The organism is Halogranum rubrum, assembly GCF_900114455.1.
In the GTDB taxonomy this organism is placed as follows: domain Archaea; phylum Halobacteriota; class Halobacteria; order Halobacteriales; family Haloferacaceae; genus Halogranum; species Halogranum rubrum.
Genome location: NZ_FOTC01000001.1, coordinates 1,332,609 through 1,354,061, shown reverse-complemented (window position 1 = coordinate 1,354,061; position 21,453 = coordinate 1,332,609). Strand labels below are relative to the sequence as shown.

Annotated in this window: 18 protein-coding genes; 9 read left to right on the top strand and 9 right to left on the bottom strand. The window is 66.2% G+C overall.

The genetic code is table 11. From position 1 onward, the window contains the following. Positions 1–40 precede the first annotated feature (40 nt). The 6 genes from BM083_RS06605 to BM083_RS06575 all read left to right on the top strand — a co-directional run bounded on the left by BM083_RS06605 (position 41) and on the right by BM083_RS06575 (position 8,070). The gene (locus BM083_RS06605) at positions 41–1,030 is read left to right on the top strand and encodes a VOC family protein (RefSeq protein WP_089867387.1); all 990 of its coding nucleotides are present in this window, start codon (positions 41–43) and stop codon (positions 1,028–1,030) included. Positions 1,031–1,155: 125 nt separating this feature from the next. Beyond that, on the top strand, positions 1,156–2,268 hold the full coding sequence (locus BM083_RS06600) for a pyridoxal-phosphate-dependent aminotransferase family protein (protein WP_089867384.1): 1,113 nt from the start codon (positions 1,156–1,158) through the stop codon (positions 2,266–2,268). Between the two features lie 209 nt (positions 2,269–2,477). Beyond that, a complete protein-coding gene (gene dpsA / locus BM083_RS23765; protein ID WP_245756861.1) occupies positions 2,478–3,731 on the top strand; it encodes a DNA starvation/stationary phase protection protein DpsA in 1,254 nt (417 codons plus the stop codon). A gap of 84 nt (positions 3,732–3,815) precedes the next feature. Further along, a complete protein-coding gene (locus BM083_RS06585) occupies positions 3,816–5,105 on the top strand; it encodes an alpha/beta hydrolase family protein (RefSeq protein WP_089867380.1) in 1,290 nt (429 codons plus the stop codon). Positions 5,106–5,185: 80 nt separating this feature from the next. Beyond that, a complete protein-coding gene (locus tag BM083_RS06580; RefSeq protein WP_089868412.1) occupies positions 5,186–6,970 on the top strand; it encodes a cation:proton antiporter in 1,785 nt (594 codons plus the stop codon). Between the two features lie 128 nt (positions 6,971–7,098). Beyond that, positions 7,099–8,070 carry a formylglycine-generating enzyme family protein gene (locus BM083_RS06575; protein WP_089867377.1) on the top strand — a complete coding sequence of 324 codons (972 nt, stop codon included), beginning with the start codon at positions 7,099–7,101 and terminating at the stop codon, positions 8,068–8,070. Between the two features lie 224 nt (positions 8,071–8,294). Here the strand turns inward: BM083_RS06575 and BM083_RS06570 are convergent, their stop codons facing one another. Further along, a complete protein-coding gene (locus tag BM083_RS06570) occupies positions 8,295–8,639 on the bottom strand; it encodes a winged helix-turn-helix transcriptional regulator (RefSeq protein ID WP_089867373.1) in 345 nt (114 codons plus the stop codon). Positions 8,640–8,767: 128 nt separating this feature from the next. Here BM083_RS06570 and BM083_RS06565 point away from each other — a divergent pair, with 128 nt between their 5' ends. The 3 genes from BM083_RS06565 to BM083_RS06555 all read left to right on the top strand — a co-directional run bounded on the left by BM083_RS06565 (position 8,768) and on the right by BM083_RS06555 (position 11,021). Next, positions 8,768–9,403: an NAD(P)-dependent oxidoreductase gene (locus BM083_RS06565; protein ID WP_089868410.1), complete on the top strand. Its 636-nt coding sequence runs from the start codon at positions 8,768–8,770 to the stop codon at positions 9,401–9,403. A gap of 3 nt (positions 9,404–9,406) precedes the next feature. Next, complete coding sequence (locus BM083_RS06560; RefSeq protein ID WP_089867369.1) at positions 9,407–10,246, top strand: VOC family protein; 840 nt, start codon at positions 9,407–9,409, stop codon at positions 10,244–10,246. A gap of 97 nt (positions 10,247–10,343) precedes the next feature. Continuing rightward, positions 10,344–11,021: a dolichyl-phosphate hexose transferase gene (locus BM083_RS06555; protein WP_089867366.1), complete on the top strand. Its 678-nt coding sequence runs from the start codon at positions 10,344–10,346 to the stop codon at positions 11,019–11,021. Positions 11,022–11,105: 84 nt separating this feature from the next. On the opposite strand, the gene BM083_RS06550 is transcribed toward BM083_RS06555, so the two are convergent. The 8 genes from BM083_RS06550 to yciH all read right to left on the bottom strand — a co-directional run bounded on the left by BM083_RS06550 (position 11,106) and on the right by yciH (position 21,403). Further along, positions 11,106–13,301 carry a DUF7846 domain-containing protein gene (locus BM083_RS06550; protein ID WP_089867362.1) on the bottom strand — a complete coding sequence of 732 codons (2,196 nt, stop codon included), beginning with the start codon at positions 13,299–13,301 and terminating at the stop codon, positions 11,106–11,108. 6 nt (positions 13,302–13,307) lie between these two features. Then, positions 13,308–14,474, bottom strand: a complete 1,167-nt coding sequence (locus tag BM083_RS06545) for an ABC transporter ATP-binding protein (RefSeq protein WP_177197559.1) — start codon at positions 14,472–14,474, stop codon at positions 13,308–13,310. After that, entirely contained in the window at positions 14,471–16,102 is a 1,632-nt protein-coding gene (locus tag BM083_RS06540) for an ABC transporter permease (RefSeq protein ID WP_177197558.1), read from the bottom strand. Before BM083_RS06540 ends, BM083_RS06545 begins: the two co-directional genes overlap by 4 nt. Before the next feature lie 99 nt (positions 16,103–16,201). Further along, the gene (locus BM083_RS06535) at positions 16,202–17,395 is read right to left on the bottom strand and encodes an extracellular solute-binding protein (protein WP_089867359.1); all 1,194 of its coding nucleotides are present in this window, start codon (positions 17,393–17,395) and stop codon (positions 16,202–16,204) included. After that, positions 17,388–18,575, bottom strand: coding sequence for an alpha-1 4-glucan-protein synthase (locus BM083_RS06530; protein WP_089867356.1), 1,188 nt, complete (start codon positions 18,573–18,575; stop codon positions 17,388–17,390). The genes BM083_RS06535 and BM083_RS06530 overlap by 8 nt, the downstream gene beginning before the upstream one ends. 135 nt (positions 18,576–18,710) lie before the next feature. After that, positions 18,711–20,351 (bottom strand): GMC family oxidoreductase, encoded by a 1,641-nt coding sequence (locus tag BM083_RS06525; protein ID WP_218148928.1) that lies wholly within the window; start codon positions 20,349–20,351, stop codon positions 18,711–18,713. Further along, positions 20,348–20,869: a hypothetical protein gene (locus BM083_RS06520; RefSeq protein WP_089867353.1), complete on the bottom strand. Its 522-nt coding sequence runs from the start codon at positions 20,867–20,869 to the stop codon at positions 20,348–20,350. Before BM083_RS06520 ends, BM083_RS06525 begins: the two co-directional genes overlap by 4 nt. A 228-nt stretch (positions 20,870–21,097) precedes the next feature. Next, positions 21,098–21,403, bottom strand: a complete 306-nt coding sequence (gene yciH / locus BM083_RS06515) for a stress response translation initiation inhibitor YciH (RefSeq protein WP_089867350.1) — start codon at positions 21,401–21,403, stop codon at positions 21,098–21,100. Positions 21,404–21,453 lie beyond the last annotated feature (50 nt).

Here is a 21,453-nt window from a genome sequence, read left to right as displayed (position 1 = left end):
CAGCAGAGACTCAAGTTCCTCCAGTACCTATCTACGCACGATGACAGACCCTACCCCGACACCGGGTATTCACCACGTCACGTGCGTTGCGGGCGACCCGCAGCGAAACATGGACTTCTGGGTCGAGACGCTCGGTCTCCGACTCGTCAAGCGCTCCATCAATCAGGACGACCCGAGTACGTACCACTTCTTCTTCGCCGACGCCGAGGGGACGCCGGGGACGAGCATGACGTTCTTCCCGTGGGAAGACCTCCCGCAAGGGAAGGTCGGGTCCGGACAGGTCTCGCGGGTCGCCTTCCGCGTCCCCGAAGGGAGCCTCGACTACTGGGAGGACCGTTTCGACCAGTACGACGTCGACTACGACGACCGAGTCGAGCGGTTCGGCGAGACGGTGCTTCCCTTCCGCGACCCGGACGGCCTCCCGGTCGAACTCGTCGAAGTCGAAATCCCCGACGACGACCCGACCGTCCCGTGGACCGAGTTCGTTCCCGAAGACGCCGCCATCCGCGGCTTCCACTCGGTGACACTCTGGTTGGCCGACCCGCATCCGACGAAGGGACTCTTGGAGACGATGGGACTCGAAGAGGTCGGCACCGAACAGGCGCAGGGCGACACGCCAGGCGACGAGCGTACTCGCTTCGCCGCCAGTGGGCCGATTGGGAAGTACGTCGACGTGCTCCCGACTATCGAAGGCGGACGGCAGGGGCACGGGACGGTCCACCACGTCGCCTTCCAGACGCCGACAGACGAAGAGCAAGCGGCGATGCGCGAGGCCGTTCGCGGCGAGGGACTCAGTCCGACACAGCAGATAAACCGCCACTGGTTCCGCTCGGTGTACTTCCGTGAGTTCGCCGGCGTACTGTTCGAACTCGCGACGAAGGAACCGGGGTACACCAGCGACGAACCGCTCGAATCGCTCGGCGAGCGACTCGTTCTTCCGGGTGAGTTCGAGGGTCGACGTGAGCAAATCGAGGCCGGGTTGCCGGACGTGACGGTTCCGCGTGCGCCGTCGGCCGAAGCCGACGACTGAGCACGGGTCTCTCCCGTCCCGTCGTCGTTCTCTCCTCTCCCCGTCTCCCGCGGTCATCCGTATTGGCGGGAATCAAAAACACCATGCCATCGCGCTACACAGTGGCTCGTACTCAGGTGGCTTCCGTGACCGAAAAACGCGAATACAGAGACGACTATCCGGAGAAGACGCTGTACATCCCCGGTCCGACCGAGGTCCGCGAAGACGTCATCGAGGCCATGTGCCAGCCGATGTTCGGCCACCGCATGGACCGCATGACCGACCTCTACACGACCATCGTCGAGGACACGAAGGAGTTCCTCGGCACCGACAACGACCTCATGATTCTAACGGCGTCGGGCACGGAGTTCTGGGAGGCGTCGACGCTCAACCTCGTCGACGAGAACATCCTGTGTACGACCTGTGGGAGTTTCAGCGAACGCCACGCCAACGTGGCCGAGCGACTCGGGAAGAACGTCGACAGGTTGGAGTACGAGTGGGGGAAGGCCGTCAAACCCGAGGACGTGCGCGAGGTGCTCGACCAGAGCGACGGCAAGTACGACGTCGTCTCCTGCGTGATGAACGAGAGTTCGACCGGCGTGCGGAACCCAATCGAGGAGATCGGCGACGTCGTCGCCGAGTATCCGGACACCTACTTCGTCGTCGACGCGGTGTCGGCGCTGGGCGGTGACTACGTCGACATCGACGCGCACGACATCGACGTCATCTTCGCCTCCACGCAGAAGGCGTTCGCGATGCCGCCGGGACTGGCCGTCTGCGTCGTGAGCGACGATGCTTACGACCGCGAAGTCTCGAAGGACTCCGCGTCGTGGTACGGCGGGTTCCAGCGCGCGTTCGACTACTACGACCGGAAGGGTCAGACGCACTCGACGCCCGCGATTCCCATCATGCTGGCCTACCGAAAGCAGATGAAGTACATGCTCGACGAAGGTCACGAGGGTCGCTCGAAGCGCCACGAGGAGATGGCAGAGTACACTCGCGACTGGGCGAACGAACACTTCGCCATGTTCCCCGAGGAGGGCTACGAGTCCCAGACGGTGGCCTGTATCGAGAACACCCAGCGAATCGACGTCGCCGCGACCATCGAGCAGGTCTCCGAGGAGTACGACATGGCCTTCTCGAACGGCTACGGGTCGACGCTCGGCGAGGAGACGTTCCGCATCGGTCACATGGGTGAACACGACGTCGAGTCCATCGAGGCGCTGACCGACGCCATCGAAGACGTGGCCGGACTGTAGCGTCTCCGTCAGAGTCGGTTCCGCGTCCGATTCGGTGTCCGGCATCTGTCGTGCAGTAAGTTACCAATAGTCAAGACAGTGGGTTACGAATGGGCGTACAGCTATGACGCTCATCGACTCTCTTCGCCACCAGACCGGACCCGTCGTCGGCGACGCAGCCATCGCGAACACTGCTTTCACACACTCTCTACCTACGCCGTCACCGGGCGGTGACTGAAGTGGCGACGAAACGCGGTCGGTTGGTTCGGACCCCCGAGTCCGGCGCCCGTCTCCAAGAGTGGGGAACCGTCGAGGCGAACGCTCTCCGCCTCGACCGAGACGTCACGACGGCACTCGTCGACGCACTCGCCGTCGACCACGCTGGTTCGTTCAACCTCTTCTACCTCCTCCGGAAACACTACTGGACCGCAGAGGGTGCCGAACTCGGGCAAGTCGCGTCCGCGCTCAAACAGATGTACAGACGGGTCGGCGACGTCACCGACGAACTCGCGTTCCGAATCGTCGAACTCGGCGGGATTCCGCCGACCACACCGGCGACGATTCAAGAGCACGCGGCGGTCCATCTCGAAGCCGAAGACCGCTACGACCTACGCGCCTCGTTGGAGGGTGACCGTGCGGCCTACGCGACGCTCGTCGAGAGCGTGCGCGAGCACGTCGGACTCGCAGACCGGATGGGCGACTCGGCTACGGGAGAGCGGTTGAGCCGACATCTCGAACTGCTCGAACGGGACGCCGACCGTCTCGACCAACTCCTCGAAGCCGACACGCTCGTCCGCGCGGAGGCGACGGACGATGTCGATGCCATCGACACTGCAGACGTCGCAGACAACGCAGATACTGCAGACACCGGCCAAACCCACTCTGACGGGTCGAAACGGACGGACACGAGAGCAGAACATCCATCTCACCTTCGGCGACCCGACGACACTCACCTGCGTCAACGGTGGGACACCGTCGTCGAGAACGAGCTCCGACTCGACCCGCGCGTCGCCGAGGAACTGATTCGAGCGCTGAACAGCGACCTCTCGGGGCTCTACATCCTGTTCAATCAGGTGCGCAAACACTACTGGACCGTCGAAGGGGCCGAGTGGGGACACGTCGACGACTTCCTCGTGGCGGCCGCCGACCGCCTCAGCGACGTCACCGACACGCTCGCTATCCGGGTTCACGCGCTCGGTGGCGTCCCGGTCTGTGGCCCGAAGGGAGTTCGCCAACACGCGCCGCTGTACATCGAAGACGCCCACCGATACGACGTTCGCTCGTCGGTCGAACGTGACCTCGACGGCTACTCGACGCTCGCGGTGCAGTTCCGCGAACATATCGAACTCGCAGACCGGATGAGAGACCAAGCGACGGGGGAACTCCTGCGCAGCCACAGCAAGACGCTCGAAGACGACATCCGCGTCCTCCAGAGCTACCTTGCCGACGATAGCCTCGTCCGGCGGGACGCGACACACGAGTGAACACGGCGTCGATAGGCACTATCGAACGGGCCGTCCGAACGTGTCAACATATTTGCCGTGCGCCCGGTAATTACGACGCGACCGATGGTTCCCACGAGCGACCCGAAAGAGGCGGCCCGCACGTTCGCGACGCGATTTCTCGACGAATCGTTCGCCGACGCGGCCGACCTGCTGACCGACGACGGCCGAGAAGCGGTCGTCGACGCGTTCCCCGACGAGTTTCGTGAGGAGGAGATGACCGCCGAGGACGCCCTCGAACAGTACTGGTGGGGGCTCTACGGCCAGTACGGGGCGTCGAGCGGAGTCGGCGAGATACGCGTCGACGACGACGCGGCGACAGTCGTCCTCGACTTCGCGGCAGGAACCGAGACGGCCACCGTCGGCGTCGACGACGGCGGTATCTCGGGTTTCTCGTTCGCCCCTGAGTACGAAATCCCAGAGTACGCCGACGAGAGCGCGTTCACCGAGCGCGAGGTGTCCGTCGACGCCGGTGACGTCGACCTCGATGGTGTGCTCGCCGTACCCGAGGGGGATGGCCCCTTCCCGGCCGTCGTCCTCGTCCACGGGGCGGGTATCCACGACCCGGACGGAAGCGCGGGAAATTCGAAGATTCTCAAGGACGTCGCGTGGGGTCTCGCGGGCGACGGAATCGCGACGCTCCGGTACGAGAAGCGACTCGCGGAACACGACGTCCCCGACGAGGCGTTCACGCTCGACCGGGTCGTCGTCGACGACGCAGTCGCGGCGGTGGACGAACTCGTCGCGGCCGACGAAGTAGCCGAGGACGCCGTGTTCGTCGTCGGCCACAGCCAAGGTGGGATGGCCGCGCCGCGAATCGCCGAGCGACACGGCGACGTCGCGGGCGTGGTGAATCTGGACGGCAGTGCACACTGGACGTTCGACCCGGACGACTTCGACTTCGTCCGCTACGAGTTCGATATCGACGGCAATCTCGACGAAGAAGAGGAAGCCCAACTCGAAACGGACCGTGAGACGGCACGCCGCATCGCCGAGGGCGACTTCGAGGACGACGAGACGTTCTGGGGGCGGCCAGGGACGTGGTACCGCAGCACCGCCGAGCACGACCCGACCGACATCGCTAGTCGTCTCGACTGTCCCGTGTTCGTCGCCAAGAACAGGCGTGCCGACGACGAGCGACAACCGGAACTCGCGACGTGGCTTCGAGGGGAGTTCGAGCAGTGGCAAGCTATCGACCTCCCCAACGGAAGCCGAGTCGAGTTCTACGACGGCCTCGACCACTACTTTCAGGAGGGGTTCGCCCCCACCGTCCCGCTCTCCCTCTACTTCGGCGGCAACGTCGCCGAGAACGTCGTCACCGACCTCTCGGAGTGGATTCGTGGCGTCGCCCCGTAGACGCGCAGATGTCGGTTCGTTCTGACTGTCGGTGAAATCCGTGTGAGCGGTTATCCCGTCAAGTTTCGTAGATGATGGGTATGGCGGGAGTCGAGGAACAACTGCTCGTCGTGCTCTATCTCTTCGCGATCGCCGGAGCCGTCGGTCTCGTCGCTTCGCGGTACCCGCGTCTCCAGTACACGACTGGCCTCCTCGTCGCAGGGTTGCTCGTCTCGCTCGTCGGGTCACCGGTCGACGTCGAACTCACGTCGGAGTTCATCCTGTTGGCGCTCCTCCCGGCATTGATATTCAACGACGCCGTGACCATCGACGTCGACGCATTCCGGGAGAACCTGCTTCCCATACTCGCACTCGCCGTCGTCGGCTTGCTCGTCTCTATCGCCATCATCGCCGCTGCAGGCGTGACCGTCTACGGGTTCACACTCGCCGTTGCGCTCCTGTTCGGAGCGATAATCATGCCGACCGACCCCGTCTCGATTCTCGCCGTCTTCGAGGAGATTGGCGTCCCCGAGCGACTCGCCGTCCTCGTCGAGGGTGAGAGCCTCCTGAACGACGGTGTCTCCATCGTCGTCTACTCGACGGTGTTGGCGATAATCGTCGAAGCGGAGTCACAGGGTGTCGCAGTCGCCGATATCGTCTCCCCGAGAGTGTTCCTCGTCGACGTAACTGTGGGAATCTTCGTTGCACTGGTTGGCGGTGCACTCGTCGGTGCCGCAGTCGGGTACGTCGCGCACGAACTCATCGTCCTCGTAGACGACGAGTTGACGGCCGTCGTCATCTCCGTCCTCGTCGCCTACGGCGTCTATCTGTTCCTCGACCTCCTCGGAAGCAGTGGGGTCATCGGCACGCTCACTGCTGGCGTGTTCCTCGCATCTCGGCCGGGTCGAAAAGGCGTGTCTCCGGAGACTCGTTTCACCGTCGAAGCCATCTGGGGCTACGCCGCCTTCGTCGCGAACACACTCCTGTTCGTGGCGCTCGGAATCGTCACGCCGTTCGACCTCATCGTCGAATACGGACTCGAAATCGTCGGTGCAATCGTCCTCGTCTTCGTCGCGCGGGCCGTCGTCATCTACCCACTCGTCGGTCTGCTCAACCGATGGATCGACAGCCCACTCTCGGTTTCGTATCAGCACGTCCTCGCGTGGAGTGGTATCCACGCGTCCACCTCTATCGCGCTCGTGCTCGGCGTCTCTGAAGCGTTCACTCGTCCGCTCGAAGAACAACTCTCGGCGCTGGTGTTCGGCGTCGCTGCGTTCACCCTGTTGGTCAACGGCACCACGATGAGCGCGCTCATCGACCGAGTCGGAATCAGCAAGCAACGACCGCCACAGCGACTCTATCAGGCGCTCGTCGGGCAGCGATACGGCGTCGACGCTGCCCTGGAAACTGCAACGCACCTCCACGACGACGACCGACTCTCGACGAGTTCGTTCGAAGCGGTGACCACCGTCTACAGACGCCAACGGCGAGCGCTCGAAGCGGCCATCGAGTCACTCCTCGACCGACATCCGTCCGTCCGAGAACACGAGGAACGACTCGCGCAACATCGCATCCTCGTCGCGGAGTACCAAGCGATTCGTGATGCGATGCAACGCGGTGACATCGGCAGTGACGTCGGCGAGCGTCTCTTGGCAGACGTGCAGGTCGAACTCGACCGCGTGTTGACCGAGGTGTGGTCCGTCGAGGAACCGCTTCCGCCGCAGTTCGACCCGTACTGGCGTCGCCAACTGGCGAAGGCTGGTGTCAGTCTCGACGACGACACCGACAGTAGGGGCGACGATACAAACGACAGTGGTAGTGACACCACCCGATATACGGCATCTACAGACGACGAGGGCGCCGAAATCGACCGTTCGGATGAGTGAGACACTGGGCTCGCTTCGAAGAGACTCTGCCGCAGACTGACATAGAGTTATGTCGTTTTCTCACCAACTGTGAAGTCGATTCCCGTTTCGTCGGGAAGTGAGACGAGAGAAGTGAGAAGCATACAGCCATGAGTTCCGACGCCTCACCACAGCGAGACGCACCGACGAATCGACCTGCCGACGACGTCGTGTGGATTCCCGGTGGTGAGTTTTCGATGGGGTCGGACGAGCACTATCCCGAGGAGCGACCCGCGCGACAGGTCGGCGTCGACGGGTTCTGGATAGACCGGACACCGGTGACGACGGCCGCGTTCCGCGAGTTCGTCGACGCGACTGGATACGTGACGCTGGCCGAACGGCCGCCACGACCCGAGGAGTATCCCGATGCCGACCCGGCGTTGCTCGTTCCCGGGTCGGCCGTGTTCGTTCCGCCGGACGGGCCAGTGGACCTGCGGAATCCGAGTAACTGGTGGCAGTACGTCCCGGACGCGAACTGGCGACAGCCACTCGGCCCCGAGAGCGACCTATCCGAGTGGCTCGACCATCCCGTCGTCCACGTCGCCTACGAAGACGCCGTCGCCTACGCCGAGTGGGCGGGCAAGCGTCTCCCGACCGAGGCGGAGCACGAACGCGCGTCTCGCGGCGGACTCGACGGCGCGACGTTCGCGTGGGGCGACGAACTCACACCCGAGGGTGAACTGATGGCGAACACGTGGCAGGGAACGTTTCCGTGGCAGAACACCGGGGCAGACGGACACGTCAGGACCTCACCCGTCGGATCGTTCCCCGCCAACGGGTACGGACTCGTCGACACCATCGGCAACGTCTGGGAGTGGACCAGCGACTGGTTCGCTGTCGGCAGGAGTGACACGACACCGACCTGCTGTACACCGGAGAATCCCAGAGGCGGGACGGAAGCGGCCAGTGTCGACCCATTCGACCCCGCACGCACGCCTCGGAAAGTGTTGAAAGGTGGCTCACACCTCTGTGCACCCAACTACTGTCAGCGATACCGTCCCGCCGCGCGGTATCCGGAACCGGTCGACACCTCGACGAGTCACGTCGGCTTTCGCTGTGCCGTCTCCGCCGATACGGACTGAGTCGACGTCTGCCGGAGACGACGCGACGCGAGCACCGCCGACTCCATCCGACTCCGGTACCGCCGAGAGCAACCGAGGGGAGGGACGACGATGGCCGTCGTCCTTCGAGTCGCTGGCGACACTGGCGGTGTTGGTCTTCGTCCTCGTGTCGCTCCTCTCGTCCGTCATCCTCCGGGTCGTTCCGCTGTCGTCGCCCCAGTCGATTGGCTGGTGTTGTTGGCACCTCACGCCGTCTCGTCGTCGGTCTGCATCCACTTCTCGCCCCACCGGTGAATCTCGTCGAACGCCGTGTGAAGTTCTTCGCCTTTCTCCGTGAGCGAGTAGTAAACGGCGACGGGACTGGCCTCTTCGACGCGTCGCTCGACGTAGCCCTTCTCCTCTAAGTCTTCCAGGACACGAGAGAGCGTCTGGGAGTTCGCGTCCGTCGCACGCTTGAGTTCGTTGAATCGGAGTTCGCCCTCCCTGAGTACGTGGATGACGGTCATCCGCCACCGCGAGCCGATTTCTTCGAGCGTCTTGATGACCGGGCAGTCGCTGTACTTCTCTTCGAGGTTCTCGTGCGATGACATCGGTGTTACTTGGTCAACTCGACGTTCGCTGAGCTATATGACGGTCACGGTCCAATAGTTGGTGTGAAGAGATGACTGCCGTCTCCGACGAGCAGTCAACCGAACTACTCACCGAACACAGACACACCATGCACGTACTACTCTTCGGCGCGAGCGGACGAATCGGACGACGAATCACGGACGAACTGCTGAGTCGTGACCACGAGGTGACCGGTGTCTCTCGGAGCGGCGATATAGAGGGCGTCGACGACCCGGACTTCGAGGCCGTCGCCGGCGACGCGACGGACCCGAACGACGTCGCCGCTCTCGCGGAAGGTCACGATGCGGTCGCGTCCGCACTCGGTCCGTCCGAGGACGAGGGCGTCGACGTCCTCGTCGAGATGGCCGAGGCAGTCGTCGAGGGCCTGCAGGAGACGGGTGTCGACCGACTCGTCTGGACCGGCGGCGCGGGTGTTCTCGAAGTCGCCCCCGGGACGCGACTCGTCGACACCGAAGAGTTCCCCGACGAGTGGGAACCGGTCGCTCGCGCGGCTATCGACGCCTACGGTGTCATCGAGTCTTCTGCCCTCGACTGGACGTACCTCGCTCCGGCGGCGCTCATCGAACCGGGCGAGCGGACCGGCGAGTACCGAACCAGTGACGGTGAACTCGTCGTCGACGACGACGGCGACAGCTACATCTCGATGGAAGACTTCGCCGTCGCCTTCGTCGACGAACTGGAGAACGAGGAAGGGGTTCGCACGCTCCGCGGCGTCGGGTACTGAGTCGTGACGCCGTCGCCACTCGTTCTGGACACCGCACGAATCGGACGTACGGCACTCGTCGTGGCGAACCTCGACGAGACGGTCGAGTTCTACACCGACGTGGTCGGTCTCACGGTCCAGACACGGGACACGAACGCGGCCACACTCGGCGCTGGCGAGACGCCGCTTCTCGTCTTGACCGAGGACGAGGAGGCGCCGCCGCGCCGTCGAGACCAGACTGGACTGTTTCACACCGCGTTTCTGCTCCCGACGCGCGCCGCACTCGGCGCGGCACTCGACCGGATTCGTGAGCACGCTCGGTTGAGCGGAGCGTCCGACCACTACGTGAGCGAGGCGCTCTATCTCAGCGACCCCGAGGGCAACGGCGTCGAGATATACTGGGACCGACCGCGAGCGGAGTGGCCGCGCGCCGACGACGGAACGATAGAGATCGGAACGATACCGCTCGACGTCGACGAACTCGCGGCACAGTCCGACGGGTCGGCGGACGCTCCCGCAGGAACGACCGTCGGGCACGTCCACCTCGAAGTCTCGTCGATAGATGCGTCCAAAGCGTTCTACGTCGACACGCTCGGACTCCGACTTCAGACCGAGATGCCGTCGGCACTGTTCGTCGCGGCGGGGGACTACCACCACCACCTCGGACTCAACACGTGGAACGGTCGCACTCGACCACCCGGCGGGCGTGGTCTCGCGTGGTTCGAGTTCGTCGTCGGCGACGCGGAGACGCTCGCCGCGGTCCGGCGACGGCTCGCGGACGCCGACGTGTCGACTACAGACGTCGCGGACGGGTTCGAAGTCGGTGACCCGGACGGCGTCAGCCTCCGATTCTGCGCCCAGTGACGACGGACCGACCCCGACTATCGAGTCTCTCGGACTGGCCGATGTTTTGGTAAGCCTAAAATACGGCTGGCCGAAACGAGCAGCCGTGAGCGAACCGATGGAGTTCGGCTTCGAGGACGTGAGCGTGGTGATGGGAGCGTACAACGAGGAGGCGGCTATCGGGTCGGTGCTGTCGGCCATCGAGTCGGCGACCGACGGGCAGGCCGAGGTCGTCGTCGTCGACAGTTCGACCGACCGGACCGCGGAGATTGCCCGCGACCACGGTGCCCGCGTCGTCGAACAGGAACCGCAGGGCTACGGCGTGGCCGTCGAGGCGGCGCTGAAAGCGGGGACGAGGCCGGTCCGTATCACGACGGACTGCGACGACACCTACCCGATGGACCGCATCCCCGAGTTCCTCGACCTGATCAACGAGGGGTACGACGTGGTCAGTGGTGACCGCCTCTACCGCGGTGCCCGGACGATGCCGCGGTTGAACCGCTACGGCAACCACGCGTTCGCGGCCCTCGCGAGCGTCCTCGCGGGCCAGCGACTCCACGACGTCACCACGGGGATGCGCGCCTACCGCGCCGACGTCGTCGAGTCCATCGAGTGGACCGAAAACACCGGACTCTCTGCGGAACTCCTGATTCGACCGGCGATGCGTGGTTACGCGGTCCACGAGGTCCCCATCGACTACGACGAACGGTTGGGCGAGACGACGCTCGACCCGTTCGTCGGCGGCTACGAAATCGCTCGGTCCATCGTCGAGGTCTGTCTGGACGAGCGTCGCTGAGCGCACCGACGCCGCGTTCACGTCGCCGTCGCGGCCCTTCGACCCTTCTCTCACTTTCGCGACGTTCTCCGTTCATCACTCCTCTCACGTCCCGAGTCCGGTCAGCCCTCGCTCCGTCGCTGACGCCTCCACAGTCTCGTTCGTCCCGGCGCTTCGTACCGTCGTCTCCACCGAGACATCCGACGCTCCCGTCCCGAGTCCGGCCGGGCGACAGCGCGTCGGCAACTCACAGACCGACGCCGTCGGCGAGAGCGTCCGAACCTCCCCGTCGTCGACGCCGACGGGCAACGAGAGCCGATAGGAGAACCCGGAGGAGGTGCCGGTCTGGACGAACACCGTCACCCGAACCTCGTCGCGGGCCGCGAGCGAGAGCGTCTCCTCGCCGACTGGTTCGAGTCGACTCCCCGAAACCGCGAGTTCCCCGTCGCTCGCCGTGAGCGAGAGCGAGAGCGACCCCGGCGCGCCGTCGGTGACGAACGAGGCGCGACCCTCCGCCGTCGCGACCTGTACCGTCACCGCTCGCGTCCGGTCTGGCAGTTCCATCGTCGCGTCGACGCCGACCCGGTCGCCGGAGACACGATTCACGCGGCGGAGTTCGGCGTCGACGGAGCGGTCGTCTACGGGGGACCACGACCCGGTGAAGACGTACCGATAGAGCGTCCTATCCGGGAACGCCGCGGCGACATCGAGTTCGTGAGTGTCGCCGACGGCGTACACCCGGTCGCCGTCGAAACCGGGGTCGTTCCGGAGGCGCTGGAAGGGGTGATTCAGCCACTCGCCGTAGACGGGCGGGAGGAAGACCACGGTGTCGTCGGGCGGCGACGCTTCGCCGTCGAACGGTTCGTAGGCTCGGTCGAGTTCGCGACTCGCGTCTCGATTTCGGTCGAGCGGGTCGGCGGCCGTCGTCGCCGCGACGCCACCGAACGCCGCGGCGGAGAGGACGAGTACCGCGAGCGAGACGCGCCGGGCCGTCGTTGCCTCGAAACGTCGCGCCGCGAGTCGACGCAGATGCCCCGCCAGCGTGTCGACGCCGACTGCCGCGAAGACTGCCGTCGGAATCAGCAGGTCGTAGTGGTAGTACGGGCCGAGGTAGTAGATGAGGCCGTCCGTCTCGACGGCGAGCGAGCCGAGGACGTTGTAGTTACCCCAGAAGGCGAGGTTGCCGACCGGTACCGAGACGAAGAGGCCGGTGAGCAGCGTCCGGCGGACGAGACGTCGGCGTCTCCGGGTGCTCTCGGTGGTCGGCGTCGACGAGGCCGCCAGCCGTCGCCACGACGCGACGAGGACGGCGAGACCGACGAGTGCGAGGGCGGTACCGAGGACACCGGCGACGACCCACTCGGTGAACAGCCGTTCGAGCACCTGCCCGTTCGCGCGGAGCGCCAGCGAGAGCGTGTAGTCGACGTCGTGTTGGAGAAGCTCCCGGTGGCCGAAGCCGATGCCGTCTTCGGGTGCGAACGCTTGGTACGGGAAGACGAGCACCTCGCCGGTCGTCACGCGGTTGTAGCCGAGGGCGACGGCGACGCCGAGTGAGCCGAGTCCCGCAGTCGCCACTCGGCGGCCAAGGAGCGCCCGTCGGTCGGGTGGGTCGTCGCTCTCCTGCACGAGCGACCGCCCAAGCGTCCAGACCGCGTGAGCGATAAACGGGGCCGCGAACAGCACCGCCGTGTAGGGGCGCGCGAAGAAGGCGAGACCGATGGCGGCGCCCGCGACGGTGGCCAGCCGTCGGCTACCGAGTCGTTCGGCCCGGAGGTAGGCGAGGGCGAACCCGAGGTTCAGCGCCGTCGTGGTCGCGTAGGGGAGGTAGACCCCTGCGTGGACGAGAAAGAGCGGCGAAGCGAGGACGAAGAGGCCGGCGAGCAGGCCGACCCGGGCGTCGTAGAGTTCGCGGCCGAGGGCCGCCGTCAGACCGACGATGGCGGCCGAGACGGCGGCGAGGGCGACGGGGTAGCCTCCGACGAGCTTTCCGAGCGCGAACACCGCCGCCGTCGCCGGGGTGTACTTCGAGTAGAGTCCGCGGTCGGACTCGACGAAGAACCAGGGCCGGAACGCGTCGTCGACCGGCGGAGTGAGGAAGAGTCGCCCGTCGAGCAGCATCGCCGCCTGCTGGAGATAGACGCCCTCGTCGTGGTTGAGCGAGAGATGCGGGAAGACCTGCGCGACGACTACCGCCGAGACGACGGCGGCGACTGCCGCGAGAAGAAGGGTGGTAAGCCGGTATCGGTCAACTCCGAGGCGACTGGAGTCGAACCGGTCGAACGGTGAGTCGCGTGCCCCCACGACTCGTCACCGGGCCGGGTACCAGGCGAGGGTATGGTCGGCACCGAGTTCGACCCCGACGTAGTCACCGACCTCGAAGTTCTCGGCGTGGTTGTGGAGACAGTGGACCACCTGCCCGTCACCCAGTTCGACGTGGTAGACGAACGACGGCCCGGTGTAGCGGCGTTCGACGACTCGACCGAGCGCCTCGGCCTCCGTGGTGGCGGTCGCCCGTAGGTCGTCGGGTCGGACCAGCACGTCGACGTCGGCGCCGACGTACTCGTCGCTCAGTCCCTTCAACAGCGACCGCGGGAAGGTGCCGATGGCCGTCTCGATGGTCTCGCCTTCGACCCGCGCGGCGAGGAAGGACGCCCGACCGATGAAGGAGGCGACGAACCGCGACTCGGGGTGCTCGAACAGTTCGCCGGGGGCGGCCACCTGCTCGATGGTGCCGTCGTGCATCACCGCGACGCGGTCGGAGATGGAGAGCGCCTCCTCCTGGTCGTGGGTGACGGAGATGGCGGTGACGCCCGCCGCCTTGATGATGCGCCGGACCTCCTCGCGCATCTCGACTCTGAGTCGGACGTCGAGATTCGAGAACGGTTCGTCGAGCAACAGGACGTCCGGTTCGGGCGCGAGCGAGCGTGCGAGGGCGACTCGCTGGCGCTGTCCGCCCGAGAGGTCGGCCGGGGAGCGGTCGCCGTAGTCGGAGAGGCCGACGAGGTCGAGTAGTTCGGCCACTCGCTCGTCGGTCGCTGCCGCGTCCATCTCGGTCAGACCGAAAGCGATGTTCTCCGCCACGGAGAGGTGCGGAAAGAGCGCGAACTCCTGGAAGACCATCCCGACGTTCCGTTGCTCGGGCGGGACGAACTGTCCCTCGCCGGCGACGACTTCGCCGCGGACGCGCACGACGCCCTCGGTCGGTTGCTCAAGTCCGGCGATGGTGCGGAGCGTCGTCGTCTTTCCACAGCCCGACGGTCCGAGCAGCGTCAGTAGCTCTCCCTCGTTGACGGCGAGGTCGACGCCCGAGACGGCAGTCTCCGTGCCGAAGCGTTTGACGACTCCCGATAGCTCCAACACCGGTTCGTCGGTCGGGTCGCCGCCCGTCTCGGTACGGGAGTCGCTCGTCACCGCGTCGTCGCCTCGTGACGCAGGGTCGCTCAGTTCGTCGGTTGTGGGTCTCTGGTGGCTCATTGGCGCTCCTGTCGGAGTATCTGCAGCATCGAGAGGCCGGAGAGGGTCACCAAGACGAGTGCGGGGAGCGCCCCGCGCCCGTAGTAGCCGGCCTCCTGAACACGCCAGATGTAGGTGACAATGGTTGTAAATCCTGTCGGATGGAGAATCAGGGTCGCCGGAAGTTCCTTCATCGTCGTCAAGAAGACCAACGCCGTCCCGGCGAGTAGCCCCGGGGCGATGAGCGGGAGCGTCACCCGGCGGAACGTCCGCCGTCGCGAGGCACCGAGGAGGCGGGCCGCGCCGAGGAGTTCCGGGTCGACGCCGAGCACCGACGACCGGGTCGACCCCACCGCCTGCGGCAGGAAGCGGACGACGTAGGCGAACACCAACAGTGGGAGTGACTGGTAGACCACCTGGACGGCACCCGGGCCGACCGCTTCGAGCAGCCACTGGCTGGCGAAGAAGACGAGCGCCAGACCGAGGACGACGCCCGGCATCGCGTACCCGAGGTAGGTCGAGCGTTCGACGAGGTGGGCGATGCGGGAGTCCGAGCGCCCGGCGTAGTAGGCGACGGGCAGCGCGAGCAACACCGTCGCCGCCGCGGCGAGCGCCGAGACGACGACCGAGTTGAGCGCGAACTCGGGACTGAACGCGAGGCCACCGCCGGCGTACCCCGGTCCCGAACGGACCAGCCACATCGTCAAGATGGCGACCGGGAGCCCGAGCGTGAACAGCGTGACGCCGGCCGGCAGGAGCGTCGCCAACCAGCGGTAGCGACCGAGCGAGAGGACGACAGACGAGGAGGCGGGAGTGCCGTAACCCGAGGTGTCGTCGCTGCTGACACGCGATTCGAGAGCGAGGATGACCGCCGTCACCGCGAGCAACTGGACCGAGAACAGCGTGGCGTTCGCCCGGCCGTCGCCGAAGCTGTTGAGTTCGACGAAGATGACTCGGGTGAAGACGTCGTAGCGCATCATCGCGGGCGTTCCGAAGTCGGAAAGCGCGTAGAGCGCCACGAGCAGCGACCCCGCGGTGACGCCGGGGAGAATCTGCGGGAGAATCACTCGGCGGAAGGCGGAGACGTAGCCGTGGTTCAGGGTGCGGGCGGCCTCCAACTGTGCCTGGTCGAACGAGAGCAGCGAGGCCCGCGTCGTCAGGAAGACGTAGGGGAAGACGAACAGCGTCAGGACGAGTCCGGTGCCCCAGAGCCCGTAGATGGTCGGCGGCGTCACGCCGATGGCGGCGGTCAGGCCGAGCGTCTCGAAGAGGTTCGGTAGCGAGATGTAGGCGAACGCGCCGATGTAACTCGGGATGACCAGCGGTAAGGCGACGAGGACGGTCCACGCCCGCCGAAACGGCAGGTCGGTCTGGACGGTCAGAACCGCAAGCGGGACGCCGAGCAGTATCGAGGCGCCGGTCACGAGCGCCGTCAGGGCGAGGCTGTTCGCGAGTACCTCGACCGCTGTGGGCGACGTGAACAGGTCGACGGCACCGCCGACCCCCACGACGGATGCCTGCCAGAGGAGCCACGCCAGCGGCGAGAGTACCGTGGCCGCGATAGCGGCCGACAGCACCACCACCGGCGTCGACACCGAACCCGGCGATTCGGTCGACCGAAGCGTCGCGAGCCGGCTCCCGATGGACATCAGCGCGTCTCCCTCTGTCGACGAACGCGGTCGGTCGGCTGTTCGACTCGGCCCGTAAGCGGCGTCGACGAGTCATCCCCGGCGACTGCTACCATGAGCTTACAGGACCCCCACTTCCCGCAGCAGGTCGAGGGTCGGCTGGATGTTCGAGAGCTTCGACAGGTCGAGTTCCGGCGGGTCGAGTTCCTCGATGGTCGGCAGCCCACCGACCGGCGGAATCTCCGGAATCATCGGGTAGGCGTAGAGCCGAGTGGCGAAGAACTCCTGTGCCTCCGCCGAGAGCAGGTGGCGGATGAACGTCTCTGCGAGTTCCTGTTGGTCGCTCGCTTGGAGCACGGCCGTCCCGGCGGTGTTGACCAGCGCACCCGCGTCGCCGCTGGTGAACGCGAGGTCGAGCGGCGCGTCGGGGCGGGAGGCCTTCACCCGCAGGGCGTAGTAGTGGTTGGCGAAGCCGGCCGTTATCTCCCCATCGGCGACGGCGTTGGCGACGAGGAACTCGTTGTTGTAGCTGCTCGCGCCGGCGTCGAGCATCCGCTGGAGCCAGTCTCTCGTCTCCTGACGCCCACGGATGAGCCGCATCGCCGTCACGAACGCTTGGAAGGCGCCGTAGGTTGGCGCCCAACCGAAGCTGTCTTGGAACGCGTCGATGCCGGGGAAGGCGTCCACTTTGTCCGCCACCTCGTCGGCGCTCAGTTCGTCAGTGTTGTACGGTACGGCGCGGGCGCGACCAGCCGTGCCGACCCAACTGTCCTCCGGGTGGTAGGCGTCGGGGACCGGTTCGACGACCTCACTGGAGAGCGTCGTCGTCAGCCCCTCGTTGGCCACCGCCGAGAGCGACCCGGCGTCGACCGACCAGAACACGTCGGCCGGCGTCGCCTCGCTCTCGTTGATGAGCGTGTTCGCCCCCTCCGCGGTACCGTACTCGCGGTGGTTCACCGAGAAGTCGTCGTACCGGGCCTCCAGTCTCGAGAGTAGGTCGAGGTAGAGACCACCTTCGCCGCCGCCGATGTAGACGGTGAGTTCGCCCGAGAGGCTCGGCAGGTCGGCCATCCGGGTACCTTCGAGTTCGCCACGGCCCTCGGCGAGGGCACCGGAGCCACGGAACTCGCCGAAGTCGCCACCCGTCTCGTTACCACCCGACTCGGTGGTCGTCCCCTCGTTTCCGTTCATACAACCGGCGACGCCGACGGTGGTCGCCGTGCCGAGACCGGCGAGGAAGCGGCGGCGATCGAGTCGGCGACGACTCCGTCGAGGAGTGCGCTCGTCGCGGGCCGAGTCGTGTCCGTCAGTCATCGGCGACCACCACCTCTGCCGGCGTGGCCGTCTCCTCGACCTGCGAGAGACAGTCGAGCCACGCGTTCATCTGCCGGCCGCAGTAGTTGAGGAAGGCGCCGTTGTTCCACGCCGAGAAGTCGCCGGTCTCGAACGCGTCGGCCATCGCCGAGAACGCGGCCGCGAACCGTTCGGCGTCGTCTCCGTCACGTGGGAGTTCCGGGTCCACGTCGTCGACGACTTCCCAGACGTGTTCGTTGAGTTCGAGGCCGGCAACCTCGTTGGCGAGGTCGTCGAACGTCGAGCGAGGGGCCTTGTTGTGCTCGCAGAGCGGGCCGCCGTTGTAGACCTGTTTGCCGAGCAAGTCGCAGGCGCGTTTCAGGAACAGTCCCGACCAGATGTCGTCGAAGCGGCCGACGTCCCAGCGGTTGTCGTCCATCGGGAGTTGGTAGAACGCGGGGACGATTTCGCGACGGAAGGCCAGGTTCATCGAGCAGACGGTGAGGTAGGCGCCTTCGGCGGCGACGAAGTCGCGCTCGAAGTCGGCGGACGTCGTCCGGGTCTGGGCCTGTCCCTCCAAGTCACCGTCCATCAGGATGCGGACAGCGTCGAGGTCGGGAACGTTCGTCCAGAGCCCCTGTGAGGCGACCACGTCGGTCACTTCGGCCGTCCCGGTCTCGACCGTCTCACCCATCGCTGCGTAGGGATATCCGCGCGGGTAGAGGTCGTGGTCGCTCTGGTAGAGCACGTTCACCCACGACTCGTCGCTGTCGGCGACCTCTAGCTCGCCGTCGTACCCCAGGTTCGCGAGGTGGGTCCCGAAGAAGTCGGTGTCAGCGTGCGGGAGCGTGTCGTCGTCGATGAAGACGCCGTAGTCGAAGCGGTCGTGCGCCCAGAGATAGAGCAGGCCGAACGAGGTCTGCGCGTGGCTCGCCGCCGGGACGAGGTCGCGGTAGTTCGAGAGCCCCCGCGTCTCGAACCAGTCGTCGCGGTCGCTCTCGTCGAAGACGGTTCCGCTGAGTCCCTCCTCGTCGAGCATCGCCTCCATGGCGTCGGTGTCACAGAAGTCCTCGGTCACGAGGACGACGAAGAGTCGGTCGAGGTCGAACCCGTGGGCGCGTGCGTTGTCGGCGTACGCCCGGACGCAGTCGTACTCCCGGATAGTCGGGACCACGACACAGATGTCCTGGCTGGCGGTCATTGTCTCTGTTCTCTATTTAGGTGGGCCTAAAAGGTGCCGGAATTTTTCGGGCGGCCGAAACTGTCGACGACCCGTCGTGACGCTCCGTGCGCTCCGGCCGCCGACCTGTCTCCGTCGTCGGATGCGGATGGCCGTTCAGAGTCGCTCGTCGACGTGGTCGGCGGCCTTCAGCGAGAGCGCCGCGATGGTGAGCGTCGGGTTCATCGCCCCACCTGTCGGGAACGTCGAACTGCCCACCAACGAGAGGTTCTGCAGGTCGTGACTCCGGAGTCGCGCGTCGACGACGCTCTCGTCGGAGTCCGTCCCCATCCGGGTCGTCCCCATGTGGTGGAACGCGGGGCCGGTGTTCTCGGGGCCGACGGTCCACTCCACCGACGCACCGAGTTCGTCGAGTATCGACCGCTGTATCTCGTTGGCCCGGCGGAGCGCCCGCCGCGTCGAGTCGTCGAGCGACCAGACCACGTCGGGAACGGGGTTACCGTGGCCGTCCGTCCGCGAGGGGTCGAGGCGGATCCGGTTCTCGCGACGAGGGAACTGCTCGACCAGCGCGCTGACAGCGATGTGATTGCCGTAGCTCTCTCGTATCTTCGAAAGGAGGGCGTCGCCGAACTCGTCCGCCGAGAGCGCCACGTCGGTCGGTGCCGGCCCGGCGTAGTTGAGGAACTCCAGTTTGATGGCGCCTCGCGAGTCGTCCTCCCGGTCGTAGAACTGGTGGCTCTCGCTAGTGATGAAGCCGACGTGTTTCTGGCGAGTTCGCCGGTCCAGCAGGCCGCCCATCCCGGCGAACAGGTGGTCCATGAAGTACCGCCCCACCGCACCCGACGAGTTCGCGAGGCCGTCGGGGTACTGTTCGCTCTTCGACAGCAGGAGGAGTCGCGGTGTCTCGACACCCCCGGCGGCGACGACGAACTCGCGGGCCGCCTGTCGGTGTTCGGTTCCGTCCGGCGTCGCGTACACCGCGGCGGTCACCCGGTCGCCGGTCGCGTCGTGTTCGAGTCGCTGGACCGGGACCCGGTCGATGACGCGGGCACCCGCCGCCTCGGCCTCGCGGACGTGTCGCGTGGCGTCGTACTTCGCGCCGGAGGGACAGACCGGCTTGCAGGTGCCGTAGCCCACGCAGGCGCTCGCGTCGGCCGTCGACTCGGAGTTACGCGCGTTCGGCACGGAGTGGGTGGCGATGCCGAGCGACTCGCAAGCTTCGGCGAAGATGGCGTCGCTGTGGGAGGGCGGGAACGGCGGGAGGGGATGGGGTTGCTCCCGCGGCGGCGCGAACGGGTTGTCGGACGCGCCCGAAACCGACAGCTCTCGCTCCGCTTCCGCGTAGTAGGGGCGGAGGTGCTCGTAGTCGAACGGCCAGTCGGCGCCCGCGCCGACGCTGGAGTCGAGGCGGAAATCCTGCTCGTGAAGCCGCATCACCATCCCCTGCCAGTGGAGCGTGGTGCCCCCGATTCCCTTCACCCGCGCCGCGTTCAGCGGGTACTCTCGCTCGCCCGTGGAACTGTAAGCGTCGCGCTCCGGGTCGACGGGCCACACCGGCCGGTCGTCTCCCGGTCGAAGAAGCCGCTCCATCCGGTCTTCGCGTTCGGCCGGGTCGAACCGGGGGCCAGCGTCGAGGACGACGACGTCGTGGCCCGCCGCGGCCAGTTTTGCGGCGACGAGCGCACCGGCGGGGCCGGCGCCGACGATACAGACGTCGGTGCGGTCGCTCGGCGTCCGGTCCACCGAGGTGTCGGGTCCGGTTTCGGTCGCTCCGCCGCCCGCGCCGGGTGGCGTCACTCCTCCGGCCCCCGTCGGTACGACGTCGTTCCACCGGGATGACCCGGCGGGTTCTCCAGTCCGACCAGCGACGCCCCGGTCGGCGTCGAGTAGAAGGCGTAGAGCAGTTCGTTCACGAGGTAGTACCGGACGCGCTCGCGGTCCAGCCCGCTCGGGTCGGGTGCCGCGTTGCCGACTCCCATCCGGTGGAGCTCCGTCGTCCGCTCTTCTCGCGACAGGTCGGTGTACGTCGCGTCTCGGAACCCCTCGACGTAGTCGTCGAGGCGTTCGACGGCGTCGGCGACGCCCGCCTCGTACGCCTCGTCGGCCCCGATTCGCCGCACCGACACTTCGCGGACGAACGATTCGACGCCGTCCACCTCACTCGGGTAGACCGCCTCCGCGACGGCGACGAGCGTCTCGACGACGTGGTCGTCGGCGACGCGCGTGTCGGTCTCCGAACTCGACGCACAACCGGCGGTCGCTCCGAGGCCAACTGCGGTGAGTGCCGTGAGGGCGTCGCGTCGGCTCAGTTCCATTCTCTGCTGGCCGGATTAGAGTGGCCCGAGTAAGAGAGTTGCGTCCTGCGTTGTCGCCGCGACTGGCGGCTACCACCACCTCGGGCTCAACACGTGGAGCGGTCGCATTCAGCCATCCAATGGGCGTGGTCTCGCGTGATTCGAGTTCGTCGTCGACGACACGAAACCGGACGAGAAAGAGATGGGAACGAGACGACCGATGCGACGGGACGGCCACCGCGGAGTCAGTTAGGTCTCGACGTCGAACCCTTCCTCGCGGAGTGCCTCCACGAGGCGTCGACCGTGTTTCCCTTGAAGTTCTACCTCACCGTCGTCGGAGACGGTGCCACCGACGGCGAGTTTGCTCTTCAACGTCGATGCGAGGGACTCGACGTCGTCGCTCGGCAGGTCGAGTCCTTCGACCACCGTCACGGGCTTTCCGTACCGGCGACTGTCGACGCGAATAGAGGCGCGTTGCTGTGACCGAGTCAGGTCGTCGCCGATTCCGAGGTCGTCCGGCAAGCCGGTGATATCGCTGAGTGTGTCCTTTGCCACGCTTGCGAGTAATAGGCGAGTGTGTATCAGTCACCGTTCGGTATGTACCA

Coding starts and splice junctions, on each gene's coding strand:
- BM083_RS06565 (WP_089868410.1), top strand. CDS start 8,768: ATGCACGTACTACTCTTCGGCGCGAGCGGACGAATCGGACGACGAATC.
- BM083_RS06540 (WP_177197558.1), bottom strand. CDS start 16,102: ATGTCCATCGGGAGCCGGCTCGCGACGCTTCGGTCGACCGAATCGCCG.
- BM083_RS06535 (WP_089867359.1), bottom strand. CDS start 17,395: ATGACTGACGGACACGACTCGGCCCGCGACGAGCGCACTCCTCGACGG.
- BM083_RS06570 (WP_089867373.1), bottom strand. CDS start 8,639: ATGTCATCGCACGAGAACCTCGAAGAGAAGTACAGCGACTGCCCGGTC.
- BM083_RS06575 (WP_089867377.1), top strand. CDS start 7,099: ATGAGTTCCGACGCCTCACCACAGCGAGACGCACCGACGAATCGACCT.
- BM083_RS06520 (WP_089867353.1), bottom strand. CDS start 20,869: ATGGAACTGAGCCGACGCGACGCCCTCACGGCACTCACCGCAGTTGGC.
- BM083_RS06530 (WP_089867356.1), bottom strand. CDS start 18,575: ATGACCGCCAGCCAGGACATCTGTGTCGTGGTCCCGACTATCCGGGAG.
- BM083_RS06605 (WP_089867387.1), top strand. CDS start 41: ATGACAGACCCTACCCCGACACCGGGTATTCACCACGTCACGTGCGTT.
- BM083_RS06585 (WP_089867380.1), top strand. CDS start 3,816: ATGGTTCCCACGAGCGACCCGAAAGAGGCGGCCCGCACGTTCGCGACG.
- BM083_RS06580 (WP_089868412.1), top strand. CDS start 5,186: ATGGCGGGAGTCGAGGAACAACTGCTCGTCGTGCTCTATCTCTTCGCG.
- BM083_RS06555 (WP_089867366.1), top strand. CDS start 10,344: ATGGAGTTCGGCTTCGAGGACGTGAGCGTGGTGATGGGAGCGTACAAC.
- BM083_RS06545 (WP_177197559.1), bottom strand. CDS start 14,474: ATGAGCCACCAGAGACCCACAACCGACGAACTGAGCGACCCTGCGTCA.